The sequence below is a fragment of the Natronospira bacteriovora genome (assembly GCF_030848495.1).
Classification (GTDB): Bacteria; Pseudomonadota; Gammaproteobacteria; order Natronospirales; family Natronospiraceae; genus Natronospira; species Natronospira bacteriovora.
On sequence record NZ_JAVDDT010000010.1, the window covers coordinates 62,718 to 81,193 of the forward strand.

Below are 18,476 nucleotides of genomic sequence, written 5' to 3' on the forward strand. Positions count from 1 at the left end.
CTCAGATTCGTGTTGATGGCGTGTGACCGGCAGGCCTGGTCTGCAAGCCCGGCACCCGGCTGGAAACCGCGAAGCGGCCCCGATCGTGTAAAATGCGCAGTTTATCATTTTCGCCTGCCACGGGGCCGATTCCCTGGTCGGGCCGGGCGTCCTGATCGCCTGACAGTATTCCGAACGCCGACCCACTCAACTGATATAGGGAACATGATGAGCGAACACGCGCTGACCGCCCTCTCTCCCCTCGATGGCCGTTACGCCTCCAAGACCGAAGCCCTGCGCCCCCTGTGCAGCGAAGCGGGCCTGATCCGCTATCGTGCGCTGGTGGAATTGCGCTGGCTCGCGGCCCTGGCCGATGAAGCCGGCATCGCCGAACTGCCCCCGCTCAGCAGTACGGCCAAAGCCTGGTTGGAAACCCTGATCCAGGGTTTCGGCAGTGGTGACGCGGCGCGTGTGAAGGAGATCGAGAGAACCACCAATCACGACGTGAAGGCGGTGGAATACTATCTCAAGGAATGCGTTAAGGATAACCGGGAACTTAATGAAAAGGCGGAGTTTTTTCACTTCGCCTGCACCAGCGAGGACATCAACAACCTGAGCTACGCCCTGATGCTCGCGGACACCCGCGACCAGGTGCTGCTGCCCGAGCTGGATGCCCTGATCGGGAAGCTGCGGGACATGGCCCATGCCTTTGCCGACATCCCCATGCTCTCCCGCACCCATGGCCAGCCCGCCTCGCCCACCACCCTGGGCAAGGAACTGGCCAATGTGGTTCACCGCCTGCGCCGCCAGCGCCAGCGCATCGCCGATGTGAAGATCCTGGGCAAGATCAACGGCGCGGTGGGCAACTACAACGCACACATGGCCGCCTACCCGGAGGTGGACTGGCCAAAACTGGCCGAAAAGTTCGTCACCTCCCTGGGTATCGACTGGAACCCCTACACCATCCAGATCGAACCCCATGACTACATGGCCGAGCTGTTCGATGCCGCGGCCGGCATCAACACCATCCTGATCGATCTGGCGCGGGATATCTGGGGCTACATTGCCTTCGGTTACTTCAAGCAGCGCACCGTGGCCGGTGAGGTGGGCTCCTCCACCATGCCCCACAAGGTCAATCCCATCGATTTCGAAAACGCCGAGGGCAATCTGGGCATCGCCAATGCCCTCTTCCGCCACCTGGCCGACAAACTGCCCATCTCGCGCTGGCAGCGGGATCTGACCGACTCCACCGTGCTGCGCAATGTGGGCACCGCCTTCGGCTACACCCAGATCGCCCTGGCCGCCCTGGACAAGGGCCTGGGTAAGCTGGAAGCCAACCCCGAGCGCCTGGCCGAGGATCTGGACGCCAACTGGGAAGTGCTGGCCGAGCCCATCCAGACGGTCATGCGTCGTTACGGCATCGAATCACCCTATGAAAAGCTCAAGGAGCTGACCCGCGGCAAGCGCATCGATCAGGCCGGCATGATCGCCTTCATCGACGGTCTGGATCTGCCGGAAGAGGCCAGGGAGCGACTCAAGTCCATGACACCGGCCAGCTACATCGGCAACGCCGCCGAGCAGGCCCGGGCCATCTAGGGCCAGACCAGGGGTTTTCCGAATGCGCTTCAAGCTCAACCTGAACGGCCTGGCGCCGGCCGCCTTCCTGGCCCGCTACTGGCAGAAAAAGCCGGCCCTGTTCCGCCAGGCGATCAGCGATTTCGAATCGCCCCTGAGCCCGGATGAACTGGCCGGCCTGGCCTGCGAAGAGGGGGTGGAAAGCCGCCTGGTCACGGGCGGGGTGGATGGCCCGTGGAAAATGCGTGAAGGGCCCTTCAGCGAGGCCGATTTCGCCGCCCTGCCCGACCGTGACTGGACCCTGCTGGTGCAGGACGTGGACAAGCACCTGCCGGACCTGGCCGGGCTGCTGGACAGCTTCGATTTCCTGCCCCGCTGGCGCATGGATGATCTGATGATCAGCTACGCCGCGGAAGGCGGCTCGGTGGGCCCGCATGTGGACGCCTACGATGTCTTCCTGCTCCAGGCTCGCGGTCAGCGTCGCTGGGCCATCGACGAGAATGCCGCCGACGACAGCCGCCGCGAGGACAGCGACCTGGACGTGCTGCGCCACTTCAAGGCCACCCAGGAATGGGTGCTGCGCCCGGGCGACATCCTCTACCTGCCGCCCGGTGTGCCCCACTTCGGCATCGCCGGCCCGGACTGCATGACCTTCTCCGTGGGCCTGCGTGCACCGGATACCCCCGGCATGATTTCCGATTTTTCCGAGTTCGTGACACAGCAATTGCCTGAAGGCAGTCGCTACGCTGATCCGGATCTGAATGCCGAGGAAGGCGGTCCCCGCCTTCACCCGAAGGCCATCGATCGAGTGCGCAAGCTACTCAGTGGTCTGCTGGAGGCCGACAACCAGCAACTCGCGGACTGGTTTGGCCGCTTCGTGACCGAGCCCAAGCCCTGGCTGCGCTTCGAAGACGATGATCGCCCAGCGGATGGCGGTGAACTCGCGGCCCGGCTTCAGTCCGGTGAGTGGCCGTTGCTGCGCTCGGATGTCCTTGCCATCTGGCGTGAAGGGCCGGATGGCCGCCCCCACGTCTTCGTTGATGGCGACATGGAAGTATGGCCCGACGACTGCAAGGCCCTGCTGGACGTTCTGCTGGCTCGCGAGGAAACACCGGGCAAGCTTGCACTCAACGAGAATGGTCGTAAGCTGATGGCTGACTGGCTGTCCCGTGGACGACTGGAGTGGGTCAATGACAATTGATAAGGCTTTCCGTGTGCGTAAGGCCAAATGGCCGGAGGATCTGGCCGCCCTGCGTTCCATCCGCGAACCGGTGTTCGTGGAAGAACAGAAGGTGCCGCTGGAACTGGAATGGGATGACGACGATCCGGTCTGCATTCATGTGATTGCCGAAGATGCCGATGGCCGCCCCATCGGCACCGGCCGTCTGGCGGCGGACGGCAAGATCGGTCGCATGGCCGTGCACCAGGAATGGCGTGGCAAGGGCGTCGGGGGTGCCATTCTGCAGGCCCTGCTCGATGAAGCCCGCTACCAGAATATTCCGGAATGCTATCTCCACGGCCAGACCGCCGCCCTGGATTTCTATGGCCGCTACGGTTTTGAGGCGGAGGGCGAGGAATTCGACGAAGCCGACATTCCCCATCGCATGATGCGGCTGCGCTTTCCCGGAGGCGACTCATGAACGATCAGCCGGGTGGCCCGCTGGAAACCCGCGACGACAGCCGCCAGGCCGCCCGGCATCTGGCAGAACTGGTGCGACGTGAACTGCGAATCTTCACCCGCGACATGGACCCGGCCGTGCTGGATCAGGTCGAGTTCCTGGAAGCCGCCCGCCAGTTCGCCATCCGCAGTCAGCACACGCGGATTCGCGTCCTTGTTCAGGACGCCACCCGAGCCGTCAAGGAAGGCCACGGCCTGACCCGTCTGGCTGCCCGCCTCAGCTCCCACGTCAGCCTGCACCGCCCTCATGACGATGACGTCAGCCACGCCGACACCTTCATCGTCGCCGATGATCAGGGTTATCTCTACCGCCCCCTCGCCGACCGCCTGGAAGGCCGCTGGCACGCCTACGACCCTGCCGAAGCCCGACGCCTGGCCCGGCGCTTTGATGAAATGTGGGAACGCAGCAAACCCGAACCCGAATTCCGCCGCCTGGGCGTTTGAGGGATGAATTATTAAATGCGCCGCGAAATGGACGCAAAATGAACGCGAAATAATTGATGGTTGAAGGTGATGGTCTGCAGTAACCGCTACAGAAGCTGGTAACTCTGACTTATTCAGCTTATTCGTCGTCACTACCATCTGGATTCATTGTTAGATAACTTTCTTTCGAATATTTTGCGTCCATTTAGCGTGCATCTCGCGGCGCCTTTATCTTGTCTCAATAGGATCTGATCATGACCTGGAAGCCGAATGTGACGGTGTCGGCGGTGGTTGAGGAGAATGGCCGCTTTCTTCTGGTGGAAGAAGAGATTCGCGGGCGCCTGCAGTTGAACAACCCGGCGGGGCATCTGGAGGAAGGTGAGAGCCTGGTGGATGCCGTGATCCGTGAGGTGTATGAGGAAACGGCACGGGATTTCGACCCCGAGTGCATCAGCGGCCTCTACCTGTGGCGCAATTCCGGCTCGGACAAGACCTTTCTGCGAGTCAACTTCTTCGGTCATGCCCGCAACTTCAACCCCGCCCAGCCCCTGGACACCGGCATTGTGCGCAGCCTCTGGCTGACCCGCGATGAAATCGCTGCTGAAATGGATCGCCTGCGCAGCCCCATGGTGCTCCGCTGCGTGGACGACTATCTCAACGGCCGCCGCTACCCCCTCGATGTCCTGACCCACATGCCCGAGGGCTGGGACTAAACTCTCGTTGTCGTTGTCGTTGTCGTTGTCGTTGTGCGCCATCCCCCCACCCCGGGTTACAATTTCCCCCATGAACAGCAAAACCCGCCAAACCGTGGTCGTCGGGCTCTCCGGCGGCGTTGATTCCTCTGTCTCGGCCCATCTGCTGGTCGAGCAGGGCTATGACGTGCGCGGCCTGTTCATGGACAACTGGGACGCCGACGCCGAGGGGGACGAGGGCTACTGCACCACGGCGGAGGATTTCCAGGACGCCCGCCGGGTGGCCGAGGAGCTGGAAATCCCCATCCAGCGGGTGAGTTTTGCCAAGGAATATCGTGACCGGGTCTTCAGCTACTTCCTGGAAGAATACTCGGCCGGGCGCACGCCCAACCCGGACGTGCTCTGCAACACCGAGATCAAGTTCAAGGCCTTTCTGGACTACGCCCTGCGTCTGGGCGCGGACTGGATTGCCACCGGCCATTACGCCCGCTGTCACCGGGACGAACAGGGCGCCCACCTGCTCAAGGGCGTGGATCGCAACAAGGATCAGACCTACTTCCTGCACGGCATTCGCCGCGAAGCCCTGGCCAAGGCCCTGTTTCCGGTGGGTGAGCTGCAGAAGAACCGGGTGCGGGAGATTGCCGTGGAAGCCGGCCTGCACAATTACGCCAAGCGTGACAGCACCGGCATCTGTTTCATCGGCGAGCGCGCCTTCCGCCAGTTCCTGGCCAATTATCTGCCGGCCAGTAACGGCCCCATCGTGACACCTGAGGGCCAGCAGATCGGCGAGCACCATGGGGCCCTGTATTACACCATCGGCCAGCGCCAGGGCCTGGGCATCGGCGGCGTGCCGGGCTACCCGGACGCTCCCTGGTACGTGGCCGACAAGAACGTGCAGGACAATGTACTGATTGCCGTGCAGGGCCACGACCACCCCCTGCTCCAGCACGTGGGCCTGATCGCCACCGGCCTGCACTGGCTACGGGAACCCCCGGCCCTGCCCTGGCGCTGCCAGGCCAAGACCCGCTATCGCCAGGCCGACCAGGACTGCGAAATCCACGACCTCGGCAATGGCCGCGTGGAAGTCCGCTTCGACACCCCCCTGCGCGCCGTCACCCCGGGGCAGTACGTGGTCTTCTACAACGGCGACGAATGCCTCGGCGGCGGTGTCATCGACCAGGCCCTGCGCCGAGAGCAGAAAGAACAGATTGAATTGGCCACAGATGAACACAGATAAACACAGATTCAATCCCGGCCTGCTGGTAGCGCTGTTGCCCGAACAGGAATTTTGGCACCAAGCAAATCAAGGTGGCATTCAACAACATCTGTGTCCATCCGTGTTCATCTGTGGCTAAAATGTCTTTCTAGTATTTCGCGTCCATCTTGCGTCCATTTCGCGGCGCTTTCCTGATTTCCCATGGAGCAAGCAATGAACAAGTTGACCGGCCGGGTGGTGGCGTTGGCTGCCCTGTTTCAGGCCGTCAAGGGCGTGGATGACATCGCCCACAAGGGCAAGACGGATGACTGGCGGCTGGAGACGGCCGTGAACAGCGTACTGACCCGCGACGCGGACAGTGCGGCCGACATCTTCGGCGGTGTAAGCCAGCTGCGTGACGGCCTGATCCTCTTTCGCCGCCTGCTCACCGAGCAGGTGCCGAACAATGAGATGATCCTGACTCGCTACGCGGTCGCCGTGCTCCACCTGGCCAAGAAACTGCGCGGGCGCCCGGAACTGATGGAGGAGCTGTCCAGCGGCATCGGGGCGGCCCAGCGCTCGGTGGATCATTTTGGCCTTCTACACGAAAACGTCTTCGCCGGCCTGGCCGACACCTGGTCACGCTCCGCCGGCCAGATTCACCCCCGCATCATGGTCAGCGGGGAGGATAGCTACCTTCAGGATCAGAAGAACGTGAACAAGGTGCGGACCCTGCTGCTGGCGGGTATTCGCGCCGCGGTGCTGTGGTATCAGGAAGGGGGCAGCCGCTGGAACCTGGTTTTCCGTCGTGGCGCCCTGTCCGAGGAAGCGCTGCGCCTGGTCAATGAGACACCCGGCGGCTGATGGCCGCCATGGGGTGGATCGGGCATGAAGCCCTGGCCGTCAGGCCAGGGCCTTCTCGAAGCGATAATCATCCATGATGAATCCCCCGCCAATATCCTGAACCACCGGCCCGGTATTGACGAAGCCCGTGGCCTCGTACCAGGCAATGGACCCGGTGTTGTTGACGTTCACCGTCAGCCAGAGCCGTTCAAGGCCGAGCTCACGGGCCCGCTGTTCGGCCAGGGCAAGCAATTGCCGCCCGACGCCACTGCCGCGCTCGGAGCGCCGCACATAGATCTTGCTGATCTTCAATGAGCGCTCGCTCGCTTCCGGGATCACTGCCAGGTAGCCGCTGGACCCGCTCTCCGAAACCGCCAGGTAATACTCCTGCCCTTGCGCGATCTGTTCGGCAATGGCTGCCTCGCTCTGAAACCGTTCCAGCATGTAGGCCACTTGTTCCTGCCCAATGATGGGCTCGTAATGTTCCCGCCAGATTCGCCTGGCGAGACGGGCCGTATCGGCAATCTGTTCCGGTGTATTCACCGCAAGGATGTCATGCATGTTGGAGTCCCATTCGGCAGAAACGGCGGCTATCACCGAGTGAAGGCCCCGGCGACCAGCCCTTACTGTGACTTTCTCTCCTCGTGGTTCTGCCACGGCCAGCGGCCGCTCAGTTCCACTTCAAGCGTAAAGCTCAGGAAGGTTCGAATCAGTACGATCGCCGCCAACACCCCGATGGACTCGAAGGTCAGCTCCACGGCAACGGTGTGAATGATGTCGGCGGCAATCAGGAATTCAAGGCCCAGCAGAATACCCCGCCCCAGGCGCTGGCGAAGGGCGTGGAACACGGCCTCGCTGGGTTGCCGCTTGAACAGCCCGTAGCCGGCACGCACCAGGCCCAGCAGGGCAATGAGACTGATGATGCCTACGCCCACGGCCTCGAGTGCGGCCGCACACCAGGCGGCAAAGGGTTGGATCATTTCCGACATGGCCCCTCTCCCTGACTAAAGGATGACCAGGCAGCGGATCAATGGCTGCAGCCTGCCGCCCGGGTGCTATATTGATCATTATCAATATACACGGAGGAATCGGCCATGGTGGAAAGCACGAGCGCACGGCTGGATCTGGGTGGCGATCACCCGGTGAATATACACGCAGTGACCCTGAGCCACCCCTGGCTGTGGCTGGCCGCGGGCTGGAAAGATCTGCGCCAGGCCTCCGGGCCCAGTGTCGCCTATGGCGCCATCTGGGTGCTTATCAGCCTGGTGCTCGTGGGTGGTCTGTGGCTGGCCGGCCAGGGTTCCTGGCTGCTGCCCCTGTTTGCTGGTTTCATGCTCATGGGGCCGATCGTTGCCGTGGGTCTCTATGACATGAGCCAGCGCCTGGCCCGGGGCGAAACGCCGGATCTGCGCGCCGCTCTCCTGGCCTGGCGGGCGAATGCCACCCAGATCTTTCTCATGGGCCTGATGCTGATGATCTTCCTGCTGGCCTGGATCCGCTTTGCCACCCTGCTCTTCGCTCTTTTCTTTGGCACCAGCATCCCCACCGTCGAGGCGGGCCAGGTCTATTCCGAGCTGCTGCTCTCGGCACCCGGCCTGGGCATGATCGTTGTCGGCAGCCTGATTGGCATGGTCCTGGCCTTCGCCGCCTTCGCGCTTAGCGTGGTGTCCATTCCCCGCTTGATCGATGAGCCGGAAACCAGTGTGCTGGAAGCGGCCATCATCAGCCTTTCCGTGGTGCAGAAAAATCTCGCGCCCATGCTCCTCTGGGGCGTGATCCTGAGCGGGGTGACCTTTCTTGGCCTGGCGCTGGGCATCATTGGCCTGGCCGTGACCCTGCCCCTGCTAGGCCATGCCAGCTGGCATGCCTACCGGGATCTGGTATCGGAGGGGGAGCGACGCGCCGGCTAGGGTCGGGGTTCACCTTCGGCGGCTCAACCGTTTCATCTGCCCCATACAAACCGTGGGAGACGCTAACCCGTCTGTGCCAGTTTATCCTGGGTACGATGCTCAAAATCACTGGCATCATGGCGCTCATGTAGCTGCTCGTGGGGCTCGCCCCAGGTGCGATTGACCATTCGCCCGCGCTTAACCGCCGGACGCTCGTCAATGACCCTGGCCCAGCGGATCACGTTCTCGTATTCATGCACCGCCAGGAACTCGGCGGCATCGTACAGGCGCCCCAGCACCAGCTGCCCGTACCAGGGCCAGATGGCCATGTCCGCAATGGTGTATTCCGAACCAGCAATCCACTCGCGCTCCGCCAATTCCCGGTTCAGGACATCGAGCTGGCGCTTGGTTTCCATGGTGTAGCGGTTGATGGGGTACTCGTAGTACTCCGGCGCATAGTTGTAGAAGTGCCCGAAACCGCCACCCACCAGCGGTGCGCTGCCCATCTGCCAGAACAGCCAGTTGAAGGTTTCCGTTCGGGCCGGCTGAGAAGACGGCAAGAAGGCAGCAAACTTCTCCGCCAGATAAAGCAGGATCGCGCCCGACTCGAACACTCGCCGTTCGGGTTTCACGCTGTGATCCACCATGGCCGGAATCTTGGAGTTCGGGTTGATGGCGACGAAGTCGCTGCCGAACTGATCACCCTCGAGAATGTTGATCAGATGGGCATCGTATTCCGCGTCGGTGAACCCCCGTGCCAGCAGTTCCTCGAACAGGATGGTGACCTTGACCCCATTGGGGGTGGCCAGGGAGTAAAGCTGAAACGGGTGGCGCCCCACCGGCAGTGACTGCTCATGCCGGGGGCCGGCCACGGGCCGGTTGATGCCGGCGAACCTGCCCCCCTGGCTGCTCTCCTCGGTCCAGACTCTGGGGGGCGTATAGCCTGTCTCACTCACGGTGGCGCTCCTTGTGTTAGCCAGTTAATCAGGGACTCCGGGCAAGGGGCATGAAGCCTTTGACCTCCATCCCAGCTTAAACGGGCAAGTGGTTCAGCTTCAAAGCCCGCTCCCGTGAATACGCGTCATTCGCCCCTTGAAGCTGCCCGCCCTCCCCCACACATCCTCTGACAGCAGACCGCGCAATATGCCGCGGGCTCGCCGCCTGCTCCGGCATTCGCCGCGAATCCAAGAATCTTCGGATAATCAGAACAGGAGCGGCGCTCTGGCCATTTGCCAGTACAGCCAGTTGCGCTTCTCCGCCCGGCCCTGATGACCACCCGGATCGCATTCCGCCCCTGAAAAGGCCCGTTCCAGCCGCTCCTAGTAAAACACGGTCATATTGACGCCATTGGGCGTTGCCAGGGAGTAAAGCTGAACTGGATGCTCGCCCAGCGGCCAGATCGAGACTGGCAAAACATCTGCCGTCACCATCCTCTCCTCACCCCCACACACGGACTGGTTCATCGGCCTGTCAATCCCGTTCGCTCATTGACCGTCCTCGTTGTTCCTTGAGAGTAAATGGCTGCTCTCTGGCACGCTGCAGGCACGTGAATTACAGAAAATGCCAATCAGTGGAATAGCAATATTAAATTGGAACAGAAATTCTTCTAGCCCTACCCTATCCCCCGTTACCATTCGACACGATTTGCTAGGGAGATTAGCAATGAAGAAATTGACCCTGCCCCTGGCGGCTGCGACGGCAGCATTGCTGTCCTCGCTGGCCCTCACGGGCCCCGCCATTTCCGAGCAGCAACCCCGCGCCGCCGATTACTGGTGGCCCAACAAGCTTGACCTCAGCCCCCTGCGCAATCACGACCCACGCTCCAATCCTTACGGTGAAGACTTCGATTACGCGGAAGCCTTCAGCGAGCTGGACCTGGAAGCCGTCAAACGCGACATCGAAGCGGTCATGACCGACTCCCAGGACTGGTGGCCGGCCGACTGGGGTCATTATGGCCCACTGTTCATCCGCATGGCCTGGCACAGTGCCGGCACCTATCGCATCTTCGACGGCCGCGGTGGCGCCGGCGGCGGTCAGCAACGTTTCGAGCCCCTCAACAGCTGGCCGGACAACGTCAACCTGGACAAGGCCGAGCGCCTGCTCTGGCCGGTCAAGCAAAAGTACGGCCGCAGCCTCTCCTGGGCCGATCTCATGATCCTTACCGGCAACGTGGCCCTGGAATCCATGGGTTTTGAAACCTATGGCTTCGCCGGTGGCCGTGACGATGACTGGGAGCCCGACCTGGTTTACTGGGGCCCCGAGTCCGTCTGGCTGGGTGATGAACGCCACGGCGAGGGCATCAACGAAGGCGGCGAACTGGACCGCCCCCTGGCCGCCTCCCAGATGGGCCTGATCTACGTGAACCCCGAGGGCCCTGGCGGCAAGCCCGATCCCCTCGCTGCTGCCGAACAGATCCGGACCACCTTCGGCCGCATGGGCATGAACGATGAGGAAACCGTTGCCCTGATCGCCGGTGGTCACACCTTCGGCAAGGCCCACGGCGCCGTGTCCCAGGACTGTGTCGGTGCCGAACCCACCGACGCCCCGCTCGAGCAGCAGGGTCTGGGCTGGCAGAACGAGTGCGGCAGCGGCAAGGGCGCCGACACCTTCACCAGCGGCCTGGAAGGCGCCTGGTCCGCCAACCCCACCCGCTGGACCCATCAGTTCCTCCAGAACCTGTTCGCCTTTGAATGGGAGCAGACCGAAAGCCCGGCCGGCGGCATCCAGTGGGTACCCAAGGACGGCCAGGCCGCCAACCTGGTGCCAGATGCCCACGAAGAAGGCGTGCGTCACGCGCCGATCATGTTCACCACCGACCTGTCGCTGAAAAAGGATCCGGCCTACCGGGAAATCTCCGAGCGTTTCCTGGAAAACCCCGACGAGTTCGAAGAAGCCTTCGCCCGCGCCTGGTTCAAGCTGACCCATCGCGACATGGGTCCACGCTCCCGGTATCTGGGCTCAAAAGTGCCGGACGAAGCCATGATCTGGCAGGATCCGGTCCCCGAGGCCGACTACCGTCAGATCAATGACCGCGACGTACGCCGTCTCAAAGCGGAAATCCTTGACTCCGGCCTGACCGTGCCCGAGCTGGTTCGCATCGCCTGGGCTTCGGCGGCCACCTTCCGCAGCAGCGACATGCGCGGAGGAGCGAACGGTGCCCGCATCCGCCTGGAGCCACAGCGGAACTGGGAGGTCAACAATCCCGAGGAACTGGCCCGGGTGCTGGAAACCCTGGAAGGCATCCAGCAGGACTTCAACGACAGCCAGCGCCGAAACAAGCGTGTCTCCATGGCTGACCTGATCGTCCTCGGCGGTGCCGCCGCCATCGAGCAGGCTGCCAGTGAGGCCGGTCATGACGTCAGCGTGCCCTTCACGCCGGGCCGCACCGACGCCAGCCAGGAACAGACCGACGTGGAATCCTTCGCGGTACTCGAGCCCAAGGCGGACGGCTTCCGCAACTACTACAGCGACGACAGCCGCCTGTCGCCTACCCAGGCCCTTGTCAGTCGCGCCGACCTGCTTGACCTGACAGTGCCGGAAATGACCGTCCTGGTCGGCGGCATGCGTGCCTTGGGCGCCAATACCGGCGGTGTCGAGCACGGCCTGTTCGTGGAAAACCCCGGCAAGCTGACCAACCATTACTTCGTTAACCTGCTGGACATGTCCACCCAATGGGAGCAGTCCTCGGACAACCCCGGCCTCTACCTCGGACGTGATCGCGCCAATGGAGAGGTCAAGTGGACCGCCACCCCGGTGGACCTGATCTTCGGTTCACACACCGAGCTCCGTGCCGTCGCCGAGGCCTACGCCTCCAACGACGCCGACGAGCTCTTCGTCCAGGACTTCATTGACGCCTGGACCAAGGTGATGAACCTGGATCGCTTCGATATCTGAATCAGCGAAAAAGCGGGTCACAAAAAAACGGCGGCGTCATCCGACGCCGCCGTTCTCTTTTCCAGTACCACGACATCGCTCAGTCGATCCCGAAACGCCGCTCATTCTCCTGCCAGGCCCAAAGCCCCACCAGCACCCCAAACACCGGCACGGCTACCAACAGCATAAATAGCACAAACCCCAGCGAAGGCAGCTGTCGGGTACTCAGGGCAAGCAGCAATAGCCCCGCCACCGCAACGGGCAAGGCCCAGCCCAGGATCCCCCGGTAAAGCACATACCGCCACCGCCCCATCCGACGCACCCGTTGCCAGTACAAGCGGCGGTTCTCGAACGCCCTCATCTCAGTCGCCGACACGCGCCATCCACGCGGCTTGCACGGTTTCGATACCCTCACCGCCCGGGTCTTCGATCGAATCCATCCGCATGCCCCTCCTGTCTGCCAACTGACCATTCAGACGCCGTTTATACCCGGCCTGCGCGCCAGTGCGGCAGGACACGTGCCTAGCGGTGGTAATCTCCGGCCCGTTCCGGCTGGAAAACAATCTCCTCGATGCACACCCGCAGCACACCACCGCCCGGCTTCGGCCACTCGATCTCATCCCCTTCGGAAAGACCGAGAAGCGCGCTTCCCACGGGGGCCAGAATCGAAATCTTCTTGCCACTGGAATCCATGTCCTTCGGGTACACCAGTGTCAGGTTGAACTCCTCCGCCGAAGACTGAACCTTGAACCGGACGGTGGAATTCATGGAAACCACCGTCGGGGGAACGTCCCTGGGCTCCACAATCTCCGCTCGGCCCAGTTCGGCTTCAAGCTCCGCCTTGCCGGGAAACGCACCTTCCGGGAGGGAATCCAGCAATGCCTCGAGGCGGTCCGCATCCAGGCTTGAAATCACGATATTCGGTCTGCTGTTCATTAGGGATTCTCTGATCGATTCCTTGGACGTGGCATTGCCCTGCCACATTGGTCAATGCCAAACAGTCTGTTCCGTCGCCAATCATTGGCACGGGGTCCAGTGTACGCCAAGGTACAGGTAAAACGAACCAGCCACGGCGGATCCCCCGGCCTCATTCAACTGCGGATTGTCGAGCGATACCCCCGGTTTATGGCGATACACCGCCACCTCTTCAGATTGGCGCTTTCAGTTTTACGGCGGGTCGCGTAAATGTTCGTAACTTCAAGCACTTATGGGCCCAAGAAATTGCCGGAATTCCGCTGAAAAAAAGCTTTGCTTACGCTCCGCGATACTGCTAGATTCAGCACATTCTAAAGTACGCCTGAGGAAGTAGTATGAAAAGGATTACAGGTTTACTGTTGGCGGTGCTCTTGCCTGGCCTTTTCTTGCAACCAGCACTGGCCCAGGATCAAAAAACCGCCTTGGTGCCCTTGCCCTCGGTTGACGACTTCACGAGAGGCAAGGATGGCTGGGGCTTCGGGCTGGGCCTGGGTGTTGAATACGAATCGGCCTACGAAGGGTCGGATGAATTTGGCTTCGAAATCGATCCGGCTGGTGCGGTTCAATGGCGTAGAGGTCATGATATTTTCTTCTGGGCCGGTGAGGCGCTGGGCTGGCGAGGCCTTCGGTCCGATATCTGGCTGTTCGAGGCCGCCATTGGCTTTGATGAGGGTCGCAAGGAAAGTGACTCCGATGACGGTCGATTGGATGGCCTCGGCGATACGGATGAGGGCATTGAAGTCGTTCTGCAAGCGCGCCGTGCTTTCAACGCCGATTGGCGATATTGGCTTGATGGCCGGGTTGTAAGCGGTGAGAACGGAAATCTTGGCCTTTTCGGCATGGGGCGCCGCTTCGGCGAGAAGAAGGACGGAAGCGGTTCTGAAATTGGTATCGTTGCGGTTTTTCACGATAGCGAGCGTGCCAATAGGGATTTTGGCATAAACCCATCACAGTCTGCTGCATCGGGACTGAATGAGGCCAATTTAAGTGGCGGATTCCGCTCGATTGGGATCAATTACAATTATCGTACTTACATCAACGAGAACTGGCAGGTTTTCGGCGAGGCGCTCTACGAGCATTACGGCAGCGACATTCAGGATAGTCCAATCGCCCGCAACAACTATGAGGCTGAAGTAGGCATCGGATTCATTTACGTATTCTAGACCGTGTAGCTGATACCGCAATTCGCTGGCTTTGGCGCGCGACGGTGGAAAAGTCGGATCGCATTGGTGGTTTTTTAGAGCACTCCATGTCACCCACTGAAGATCGTAAAACTTAACCAGACGTAAACGCAGTAACTGACAAACAGAATCGCGCCCTCCACACGGCTTAACCGGCGCCCCGTATACAGGAATACCAACAAAAGCAAAGATGTGCCAAGCATGACCCATTGATCGAACTGCAGGATTCTCTCGGAAACCGGAAGTGGCTGGAGCAAAGCGGAGATCCCTAGAATGCCCAGCAAGTTGAAGATATTGCTACCGAGGATGTTCCCCACAGCGACATCCGCGTGGCGCCGGATCGCCGCTATCACCGAAATGGAAAGTTCCGGAAGCGACGTTCCCACCGCCACCAATGTCAAGCCGATAACAGCCTCGGAAATACCAAAGTGCTCAGCAACCCCCACGGCGCCCGTCAGCAGCACTCGTGACCCACCAATTAACAGCAGCAACCCAAGAACCACGGCCACAACGATCCACAACACGGTCTTGGGCACTGCGGAAAGCTCATTCGCTTCAGCTTTGTAAACATCCGCTGCAGGTGCAGCATGGAAACGCTCGCTCCAGTAGGCCCACGCCAGATACATCATTAAAGCAACCAGAAAAATCGCTGCGTCCGCCCTCCCCAGGGCACTTCCTCCAACGAGAACCAGTAACAATATGCTTGCCGCTACTCCCGTGACGGCATCCCTGCGCAATGCCAGCGGTTTGACTGCCAGCGGCGTGATTAGCGCACATATTCCCAGAATCAGCAGGATATTGCTGATATTGCTACCCACAACATTACCGATCGCGATGTCTGGTCGCCCTTCAATGGCAGCATTTACTGATACCACCAATTCCGGGGCCGACGTACCAAAACCTACGATAACGAGACCACTCAGCAACGGCGATACACCAAGGCGCTTTGCCGCTGCCAGCGAGCCACGAATCAGTGCCTCACCCCCTGCAGTCAGCAGGGCGATGCCCAGAAGAAGAAACAGCACGTTCTGTGTCATTTAACTCCCTGGAAGGCCTGTGGCGCCAACGCCCGGCTCACACGCCGGTTAGGAGCCGCGGAGCGGCGGAAAACCGGTCGCCGTGCGGCCGTTGCTCATGTTTCGTCATCACCGAGCTCGGACATCCGCAATAACTGGCTACTACGACGCACAGTCAGAATATCAACCTGATCTTTGGTGCTGTAAATAACCCGATACGCTCCAATTATCAGCTCCCTGATGCGTGGCGAGCCCACCTCAGGAACCATTCGCCCACTTTTAGGAAAGTCGGCTAACCGCTCTACCGTGGCAAATAAATCTTCCACCCACCGTACCGCAGCATCTGGGTTATCTTCTGCGATATACCGCGCTGTATCCTCAACACGCTCCAGCGCAAGGGGGGACCAAACAATCTTCATGGGGCCAGTCTGCTCAGAACCCGTGTTTTCGCATCTTCATGCGCAATACCTTCCCCGGAGGCTATCTGTTCTTCCGCCTTATACACTTCTTCCAGGATCTCAAGACGCTCTTGCATCCTCTCGTACTCGTGAACATCCACCAATACGGCAACGCCCCGGCCTCTCTGCGTCAGCACCATAGGACGACGGGTTTCATGGATCTGCTTTACAAACGTGGCTACGCCTGCCCGGAATTCGGACAGAGGACGGATATCTTCATCGACACGAACTCTAGACATGGGAATCACTCCTGTACGCTCTCGTGTACATCCAAGTGTACAGCCTCTCATGGATGCAGGCAAGGTACCTGAGGGAAGAAACATAACGCTTAGCGTAACCGGCCGGCTTTGGAGCGCCAGCGGAAAAGCCGGTCCGTGTTGACGCTTTTGTTAGGGCCATTGTCTCTAGGCCTCCCGACTCACATATTTCCGTGCCACATCTAGTAGTTCCGGGAGAATGGCAGCGAGATTTACCGCCATCTCTTCATCCATAGAGATTTCAAGGGTATGCTTACCTTTCTCGACGAATTTGGCCTTCTGCATTAGCTCTTGCCGCAACGCAGTACTTATTTCAGTGTTTTCAATGAATCCAAGATAGGCTTGAAAGAGTGGCTTTGCCGGCCCTTGCTCTGACGCAGGATAGCCGTAGAACAGGCTCAACAACGAGCCGGAGGCCAACGGGAAGCGGATGCTGAAGCCTTTCGTCCCCCAGACAATCTCGTACCCAGCTTTGACCGCAGAATCAAACAGTTCAACAAAGAAATCGCGTATCCTGCCGGAACATTCAGCGAGAAACTCTTCACGTGTTGTTTTTTTAGAAGATCTAGAAGTGCTGGATTTTTGCTGCCTGGCAAATTCCGTCTGCCCAATTACCCGGGGGACAAGAGCTCGAACCGCTTGTCCTTCATATTGACGAATTTCAATGCCCAGTACCTCCACAAGGGGCATATGCTCGTTAAGGAACTCAATAATTCGTCGCAGCTCGGTCGGGATGCTATCAGCAACAAAGAGAAGGCGTACCTCACCATTTCGCAAGTGGCGCTCGACAGCTGTCCAGTATGCCTCTGTATCGGGCTCAACAACTTCTTCGTCGCCATCGCTCAAAAACTCACGAAGTTTAAGTTCAAGAGCCTCAAGACCTCCGCTTGCTTCCGCGGCCAATGCTCGAATTCTATCCTCAGGCCAATAGACCTTCGCATTGGCTGCGTAGTCCAACATCTGACCTACAACTTCACGCCGTATACGGGTATCTGAACTTCGCTTCACCTCAACAAACGTTGGTCTTCCATTCTGATCCAACAACAAATGATCAATTGCCCACCTATCAGAACCGCCTTGCCGGTCTGGAATGCCAACCTCTCTTTCAATGAGGAGCCACCGAGGCGGATTATCAGGGTCAATTTGTTCACCCACCAAGATCTCCGGATGGCATTCCACCAAATGTTGTAGCAAATCTTCTGACTCATATTGCCTATGAGGAACCCGTTCGAGCCCTCCTTCAGCATTGATTAGAAATATGGTGTCACTTCGCATTGCTTGAATCCTCAGGCCCTAACGTTCATGCGTAACCGGCCGACTTTGGAGCGCTAGCGGAAAAGCCGGTCCGCGTTCATGGATTTGTTGGGTTTCATCGTGTCTCACGAAGCCGCCTTACCTCTGGGCTATGGTCTGATATCACGCGATTTATGGCCTGGTCTGTTCGCTTTCCGATATACGGCTGTCCAGCTGCGACAAGAATTGGCATCACTCGGCGCAGATCCCCTGAACGACCTCGGCTAGTTACCGACAATTGCCAAAGCTGCGGCGGATCATCTTCTAGTGAGTATTCTTGCAATGAGTACGCTGAAAGAAATAGATACCTAAAGTATGTCGTTTCACTGTCTTGCACCGGCCTGTAGCCAGCGACCTGGTAATCTGGTGTGAATATTGGTGCCTGACGAATGCGCGTCTCATCTCTTGGATCGCCGAGCCCCCAAAAAGCGATCACTACAGCATCAGCTGCTTCTATATCATTAACAATGTGTAGACCTGCTTCTTCAAATGCGGACTTGAGATACCCATGATATTCTTGAAATTCCAGCGACGAGCGCGAAATCCCGTCGACGCCGGAATGTATATAGTAGTAGCGAACATCCTCGTGAGGGACTGCCAACCCACTGACATGGGTGTTATACCTAACGCCACAACCAGAAATTACCACAAGGAAAACGCATACCATCAAATTACGCATCACGCCATGGCACCACATCTCTAACCCTCCTAGCGCCTGATCCGACGCCCTAATTGAACCTCGGACTCCCAGGGAACCATCACCGACATATAGATTATCAGTCTTAACATGATTTTCAGACTTCATAATCGCCTATGCGCTGGATCTTGATCACTCTGAGCATCTATCCGCCATAGTGATTCCGGGAGCAACCGGCGAGCTTCAGAAAGAAAACCGGACCTGTATTCCTTGCTAGAAAATCTGAACGTGACCGCGTGCCCATCACGCCTCCAATCTTTCTCCTTTGTTCCACCCCATGGAATTCGGTTGTTTCCGGTTCTTTGACTGTACTGCGAGAGAGCCCGCAAACAATTCACAACTGCCAGATCATCTGATTTTATGGTAATGCTGAACTTGTAAGTGGCATGGCTACTCATGACTGCCCCTATGAAACCCAACGCTGGACATAACCGGCGCCTGCGAAGCAGGCG

19 protein-coding genes are annotated in these 18,476 nt (G+C 59.5%); 10 read left to right on the forward strand and 9 right to left on the reverse strand.

Annotated elements, in window-relative coordinates; translation table 11 throughout:
- Positions 1 to 207: 207 nt before the first annotated feature.
- The 7 genes from purB (at position 208) to hflD (ending at position 6,406) form a co-directional block, all read left to right on the forward strand.
- A complete protein-coding gene (purB, locus tag RBH19_RS12960; protein WP_306729276.1) occupies positions 208 to 1,575 on the forward strand; it encodes an adenylosuccinate lyase in 1,368 nt (455 codons plus the stop codon).
- 22 nt (positions 1,576 to 1,597) lie between these two features.
- Positions 1,598 to 2,755 (forward strand): cupin domain-containing protein, encoded by a 1,158-nt coding sequence (locus RBH19_RS12965; RefSeq protein ID WP_306729277.1) that lies wholly within the window; start codon positions 1,598 to 1,600, stop codon positions 2,753 to 2,755.
- Positions 2,745 to 3,194 (forward strand): GNAT family N-acetyltransferase, encoded by a 450-nt coding sequence (locus RBH19_RS12970; protein ID WP_306729278.1) that lies wholly within the window; start codon positions 2,745 to 2,747, stop codon positions 3,192 to 3,194. Before RBH19_RS12965 ends, RBH19_RS12970 begins: the two co-directional genes overlap by 11 nt.
- Positions 3,191 to 3,676 carry a DUF7931 domain-containing protein gene (locus RBH19_RS12975; protein WP_306729279.1) on the forward strand — a complete coding sequence of 162 codons (486 nt, stop codon included), beginning with the start codon at positions 3,191 to 3,193 and terminating at the stop codon, positions 3,674 to 3,676. The genes RBH19_RS12970 and RBH19_RS12975 overlap by 4 nt, the downstream gene beginning before the upstream one ends.
- A 233-nt stretch (positions 3,677 to 3,909) precedes the next feature.
- Positions 3,910 to 4,368 (forward strand): NUDIX hydrolase, encoded by a 459-nt coding sequence (locus RBH19_RS12980; protein ID WP_306729280.1) that lies wholly within the window; start codon positions 3,910 to 3,912, stop codon positions 4,366 to 4,368.
- 70 nt (positions 4,369 to 4,438) lie between these two features.
- Positions 4,439 to 5,584, forward strand: a complete 1,146-nt coding sequence (gene mnmA / locus RBH19_RS12985; protein WP_306729281.1) for a tRNA 2-thiouridine(34) synthase MnmA — start codon at positions 4,439 to 4,441, stop codon at positions 5,582 to 5,584.
- Between the two features lie 192 nt (positions 5,585 to 5,776).
- Complete coding sequence (gene hflD / locus RBH19_RS12990) at positions 5,777 to 6,406, forward strand: high frequency lysogenization protein HflD (protein ID WP_306729282.1); 630 nt, start codon at positions 5,777 to 5,779, stop codon at positions 6,404 to 6,406.
- Between the two features lie 39 nt (positions 6,407 to 6,445).
- On the opposite strand, the gene RBH19_RS12995 is transcribed toward hflD, so the two are convergent.
- Both RBH19_RS12995 and RBH19_RS13000 read right to left on the reverse strand, forming a co-directional pair.
- Positions 6,446 to 6,946: a GNAT family N-acetyltransferase gene (locus RBH19_RS12995; protein WP_306729283.1), complete on the reverse strand. Its 501-nt coding sequence runs from the start codon at positions 6,944 to 6,946 to the stop codon at positions 6,446 to 6,448.
- Positions 6,947 to 7,008: 62 nt separating this feature from the next.
- Entirely contained in the window at positions 7,009 to 7,374 is a 366-nt protein-coding gene (locus tag RBH19_RS13000) for a DUF1622 domain-containing protein (RefSeq protein WP_306729284.1), read from the reverse strand.
- 105 nt (positions 7,375 to 7,479) lie between these two features.
- Here RBH19_RS13000 and RBH19_RS13005 point away from each other — a divergent pair, with 105 nt between their 5' ends.
- Positions 7,480 to 8,295: a DUF2189 domain-containing protein gene (locus tag RBH19_RS13005; protein ID WP_306729285.1), complete on the forward strand. Its 816-nt coding sequence runs from the start codon at positions 7,480 to 7,482 to the stop codon at positions 8,293 to 8,295.
- 62 nt (positions 8,296 to 8,357) lie between these two features.
- Here the strand turns inward: RBH19_RS13005 and yghU are convergent, their stop codons facing one another.
- A complete protein-coding gene (gene yghU, locus RBH19_RS13010; RefSeq protein WP_306729286.1) occupies positions 8,358 to 9,230 on the reverse strand; it encodes a glutathione-dependent disulfide-bond oxidoreductase in 873 nt (290 codons plus the stop codon).
- 706 nt (positions 9,231 to 9,936) lie between these two features.
- Here yghU and katG point away from each other — a divergent pair.
- Positions 9,937 to 12,168: a catalase/peroxidase HPI gene (gene katG / locus RBH19_RS13015; protein ID WP_306729287.1), complete on the forward strand. Its 2,232-nt coding sequence runs from the start codon at positions 9,937 to 9,939 to the stop codon at positions 12,166 to 12,168.
- Between the two features lie 79 nt (positions 12,169 to 12,247).
- On the opposite strand, the gene RBH19_RS13020 is transcribed toward katG, so the two are convergent.
- The gene (locus tag RBH19_RS13020; RefSeq protein ID WP_306729288.1) at positions 12,248 to 12,523 is read right to left on the reverse strand and encodes a hypothetical protein; all 276 of its coding nucleotides are present in this window, start codon (positions 12,521 to 12,523) and stop codon (positions 12,248 to 12,250) included.
- 146 nt (positions 12,524 to 12,669) lie between these two features.
- On the reverse strand, positions 12,670 to 13,083 hold the full coding sequence (gene rnk, locus RBH19_RS13025) for a nucleoside diphosphate kinase regulator (RefSeq protein ID WP_306729289.1): 414 nt from the start codon (positions 13,081 to 13,083) through the stop codon (positions 12,670 to 12,672).
- A gap of 374 nt (positions 13,084 to 13,457) precedes the next feature.
- Between rnk and RBH19_RS13030 the strand changes: the two genes are divergently transcribed.
- Positions 13,458 to 14,285 (forward strand): MipA/OmpV family protein, encoded by an 828-nt coding sequence (locus RBH19_RS13030; RefSeq protein WP_306729290.1) that lies wholly within the window; start codon positions 13,458 to 13,460, stop codon positions 14,283 to 14,285.
- Positions 14,286 to 14,374: 89 nt separating this feature from the next.
- Here RBH19_RS13030 and RBH19_RS13035 read toward each other — a convergent pair whose 3' ends face one another.
- From RBH19_RS13035 to RBH19_RS13050, 4 genes are all read right to left on the reverse strand, one after another.
- Positions 14,375 to 15,340 carry a calcium/sodium antiporter gene (locus tag RBH19_RS13035; protein WP_306729291.1) on the reverse strand — a complete coding sequence of 322 codons (966 nt, stop codon included), beginning with the start codon at positions 15,338 to 15,340 and terminating at the stop codon, positions 14,375 to 14,377.
- 95 nt (positions 15,341 to 15,435) lie between these two features.
- Positions 15,436 to 15,738 carry a type II toxin-antitoxin system RelE/ParE family toxin gene (locus RBH19_RS13040; protein ID WP_306729292.1) on the reverse strand — a complete coding sequence of 101 codons (303 nt, stop codon included), beginning with the start codon at positions 15,736 to 15,738 and terminating at the stop codon, positions 15,436 to 15,438.
- Positions 15,735 to 16,016 carry a type II toxin-antitoxin system Phd/YefM family antitoxin gene (locus tag RBH19_RS13045; RefSeq protein WP_306729293.1) on the reverse strand — a complete coding sequence of 94 codons (282 nt, stop codon included), beginning with the start codon at positions 16,014 to 16,016 and terminating at the stop codon, positions 15,735 to 15,737. The genes RBH19_RS13040 and RBH19_RS13045 overlap by 4 nt, the downstream gene beginning before the upstream one ends.
- A gap of 165 nt (positions 16,017 to 16,181) precedes the next feature.
- Positions 16,182 to 17,309, reverse strand: a complete 1,128-nt coding sequence (locus RBH19_RS13050) for a PDDEXK family nuclease (RefSeq protein ID WP_306729294.1) — start codon at positions 17,307 to 17,309, stop codon at positions 16,182 to 16,184.
- Positions 17,310 to 18,476 lie beyond the last annotated feature (1,167 nt).

What these genes read in the sequence shown, in the direction of transcription:
- purB (WP_306729276.1), top strand. Translation starts at nt 208, where the DNA reads ATGAGCGAACACGCGCTGACCGCCCTCTCTCCCCTCGATGGCCGTTAC.
- RBH19_RS12965 (WP_306729277.1), top strand. Translation starts at nt 1,598, where the DNA reads ATGCGCTTCAAGCTCAACCTGAACGGCCTGGCGCCGGCCGCCTTCCTG.
- RBH19_RS12970 (WP_306729278.1), top strand. Translation starts at nt 2,745, where the DNA reads ATGACAATTGATAAGGCTTTCCGTGTGCGTAAGGCCAAATGGCCGGAG.
- RBH19_RS12975 (WP_306729279.1), top strand. Translation starts at nt 3,191, where the DNA reads ATGAACGATCAGCCGGGTGGCCCGCTGGAAACCCGCGACGACAGCCGC.
- RBH19_RS12980 (WP_306729280.1), top strand. Translation starts at nt 3,910, where the DNA reads ATGACCTGGAAGCCGAATGTGACGGTGTCGGCGGTGGTTGAGGAGAAT.
- mnmA (WP_306729281.1), top strand. Translation starts at nt 4,439, where the DNA reads ATGAACAGCAAAACCCGCCAAACCGTGGTCGTCGGGCTCTCCGGCGGC.
- hflD (WP_306729282.1), top strand. Translation starts at nt 5,777, where the DNA reads ATGAACAAGTTGACCGGCCGGGTGGTGGCGTTGGCTGCCCTGTTTCAG.
- RBH19_RS12995 (WP_306729283.1), bottom strand. Translation starts at nt 6,946, where the DNA reads ATGCATGACATCCTTGCGGTGAATACACCGGAACAGATTGCCGATACG.
- RBH19_RS13000 (WP_306729284.1), bottom strand. Translation starts at nt 7,374, where the DNA reads ATGTCGGAAATGATCCAACCCTTTGCCGCCTGGTGTGCGGCCGCACTC.
- RBH19_RS13005 (WP_306729285.1), top strand. Translation starts at nt 7,480, where the DNA reads ATGGTGGAAAGCACGAGCGCACGGCTGGATCTGGGTGGCGATCACCCG.
- katG (WP_306729287.1), top strand. Translation starts at nt 9,937, where the DNA reads ATGAAGAAATTGACCCTGCCCCTGGCGGCTGCGACGGCAGCATTGCTG.
- rnk (WP_306729289.1), bottom strand. Translation starts at nt 13,083, where the DNA reads ATGAACAGCAGACCGAATATCGTGATTTCAAGCCTGGATGCGGACCGC.
- RBH19_RS13030 (WP_306729290.1), top strand. Translation starts at nt 13,458, where the DNA reads ATGAAAAGGATTACAGGTTTACTGTTGGCGGTGCTCTTGCCTGGCCTT.
- RBH19_RS13035 (WP_306729291.1), bottom strand. Translation starts at nt 15,340, where the DNA reads ATGACACAGAACGTGCTGTTTCTTCTTCTGGGCATCGCCCTGCTGACT.
- RBH19_RS13040 (WP_306729292.1), bottom strand. Translation starts at nt 15,738, where the DNA reads ATGAAGATTGTTTGGTCCCCCCTTGCGCTGGAGCGTGTTGAGGATACA.
- RBH19_RS13045 (WP_306729293.1), bottom strand. Translation starts at nt 16,016, where the DNA reads ATGTCTAGAGTTCGTGTCGATGAAGATATCCGTCCTCTGTCCGAATTC.
- RBH19_RS13050 (WP_306729294.1), bottom strand. Translation starts at nt 17,309, where the DNA reads ATGCGAAGTGACACCATATTTCTAATCAATGCTGAAGGAGGGCTCGAA.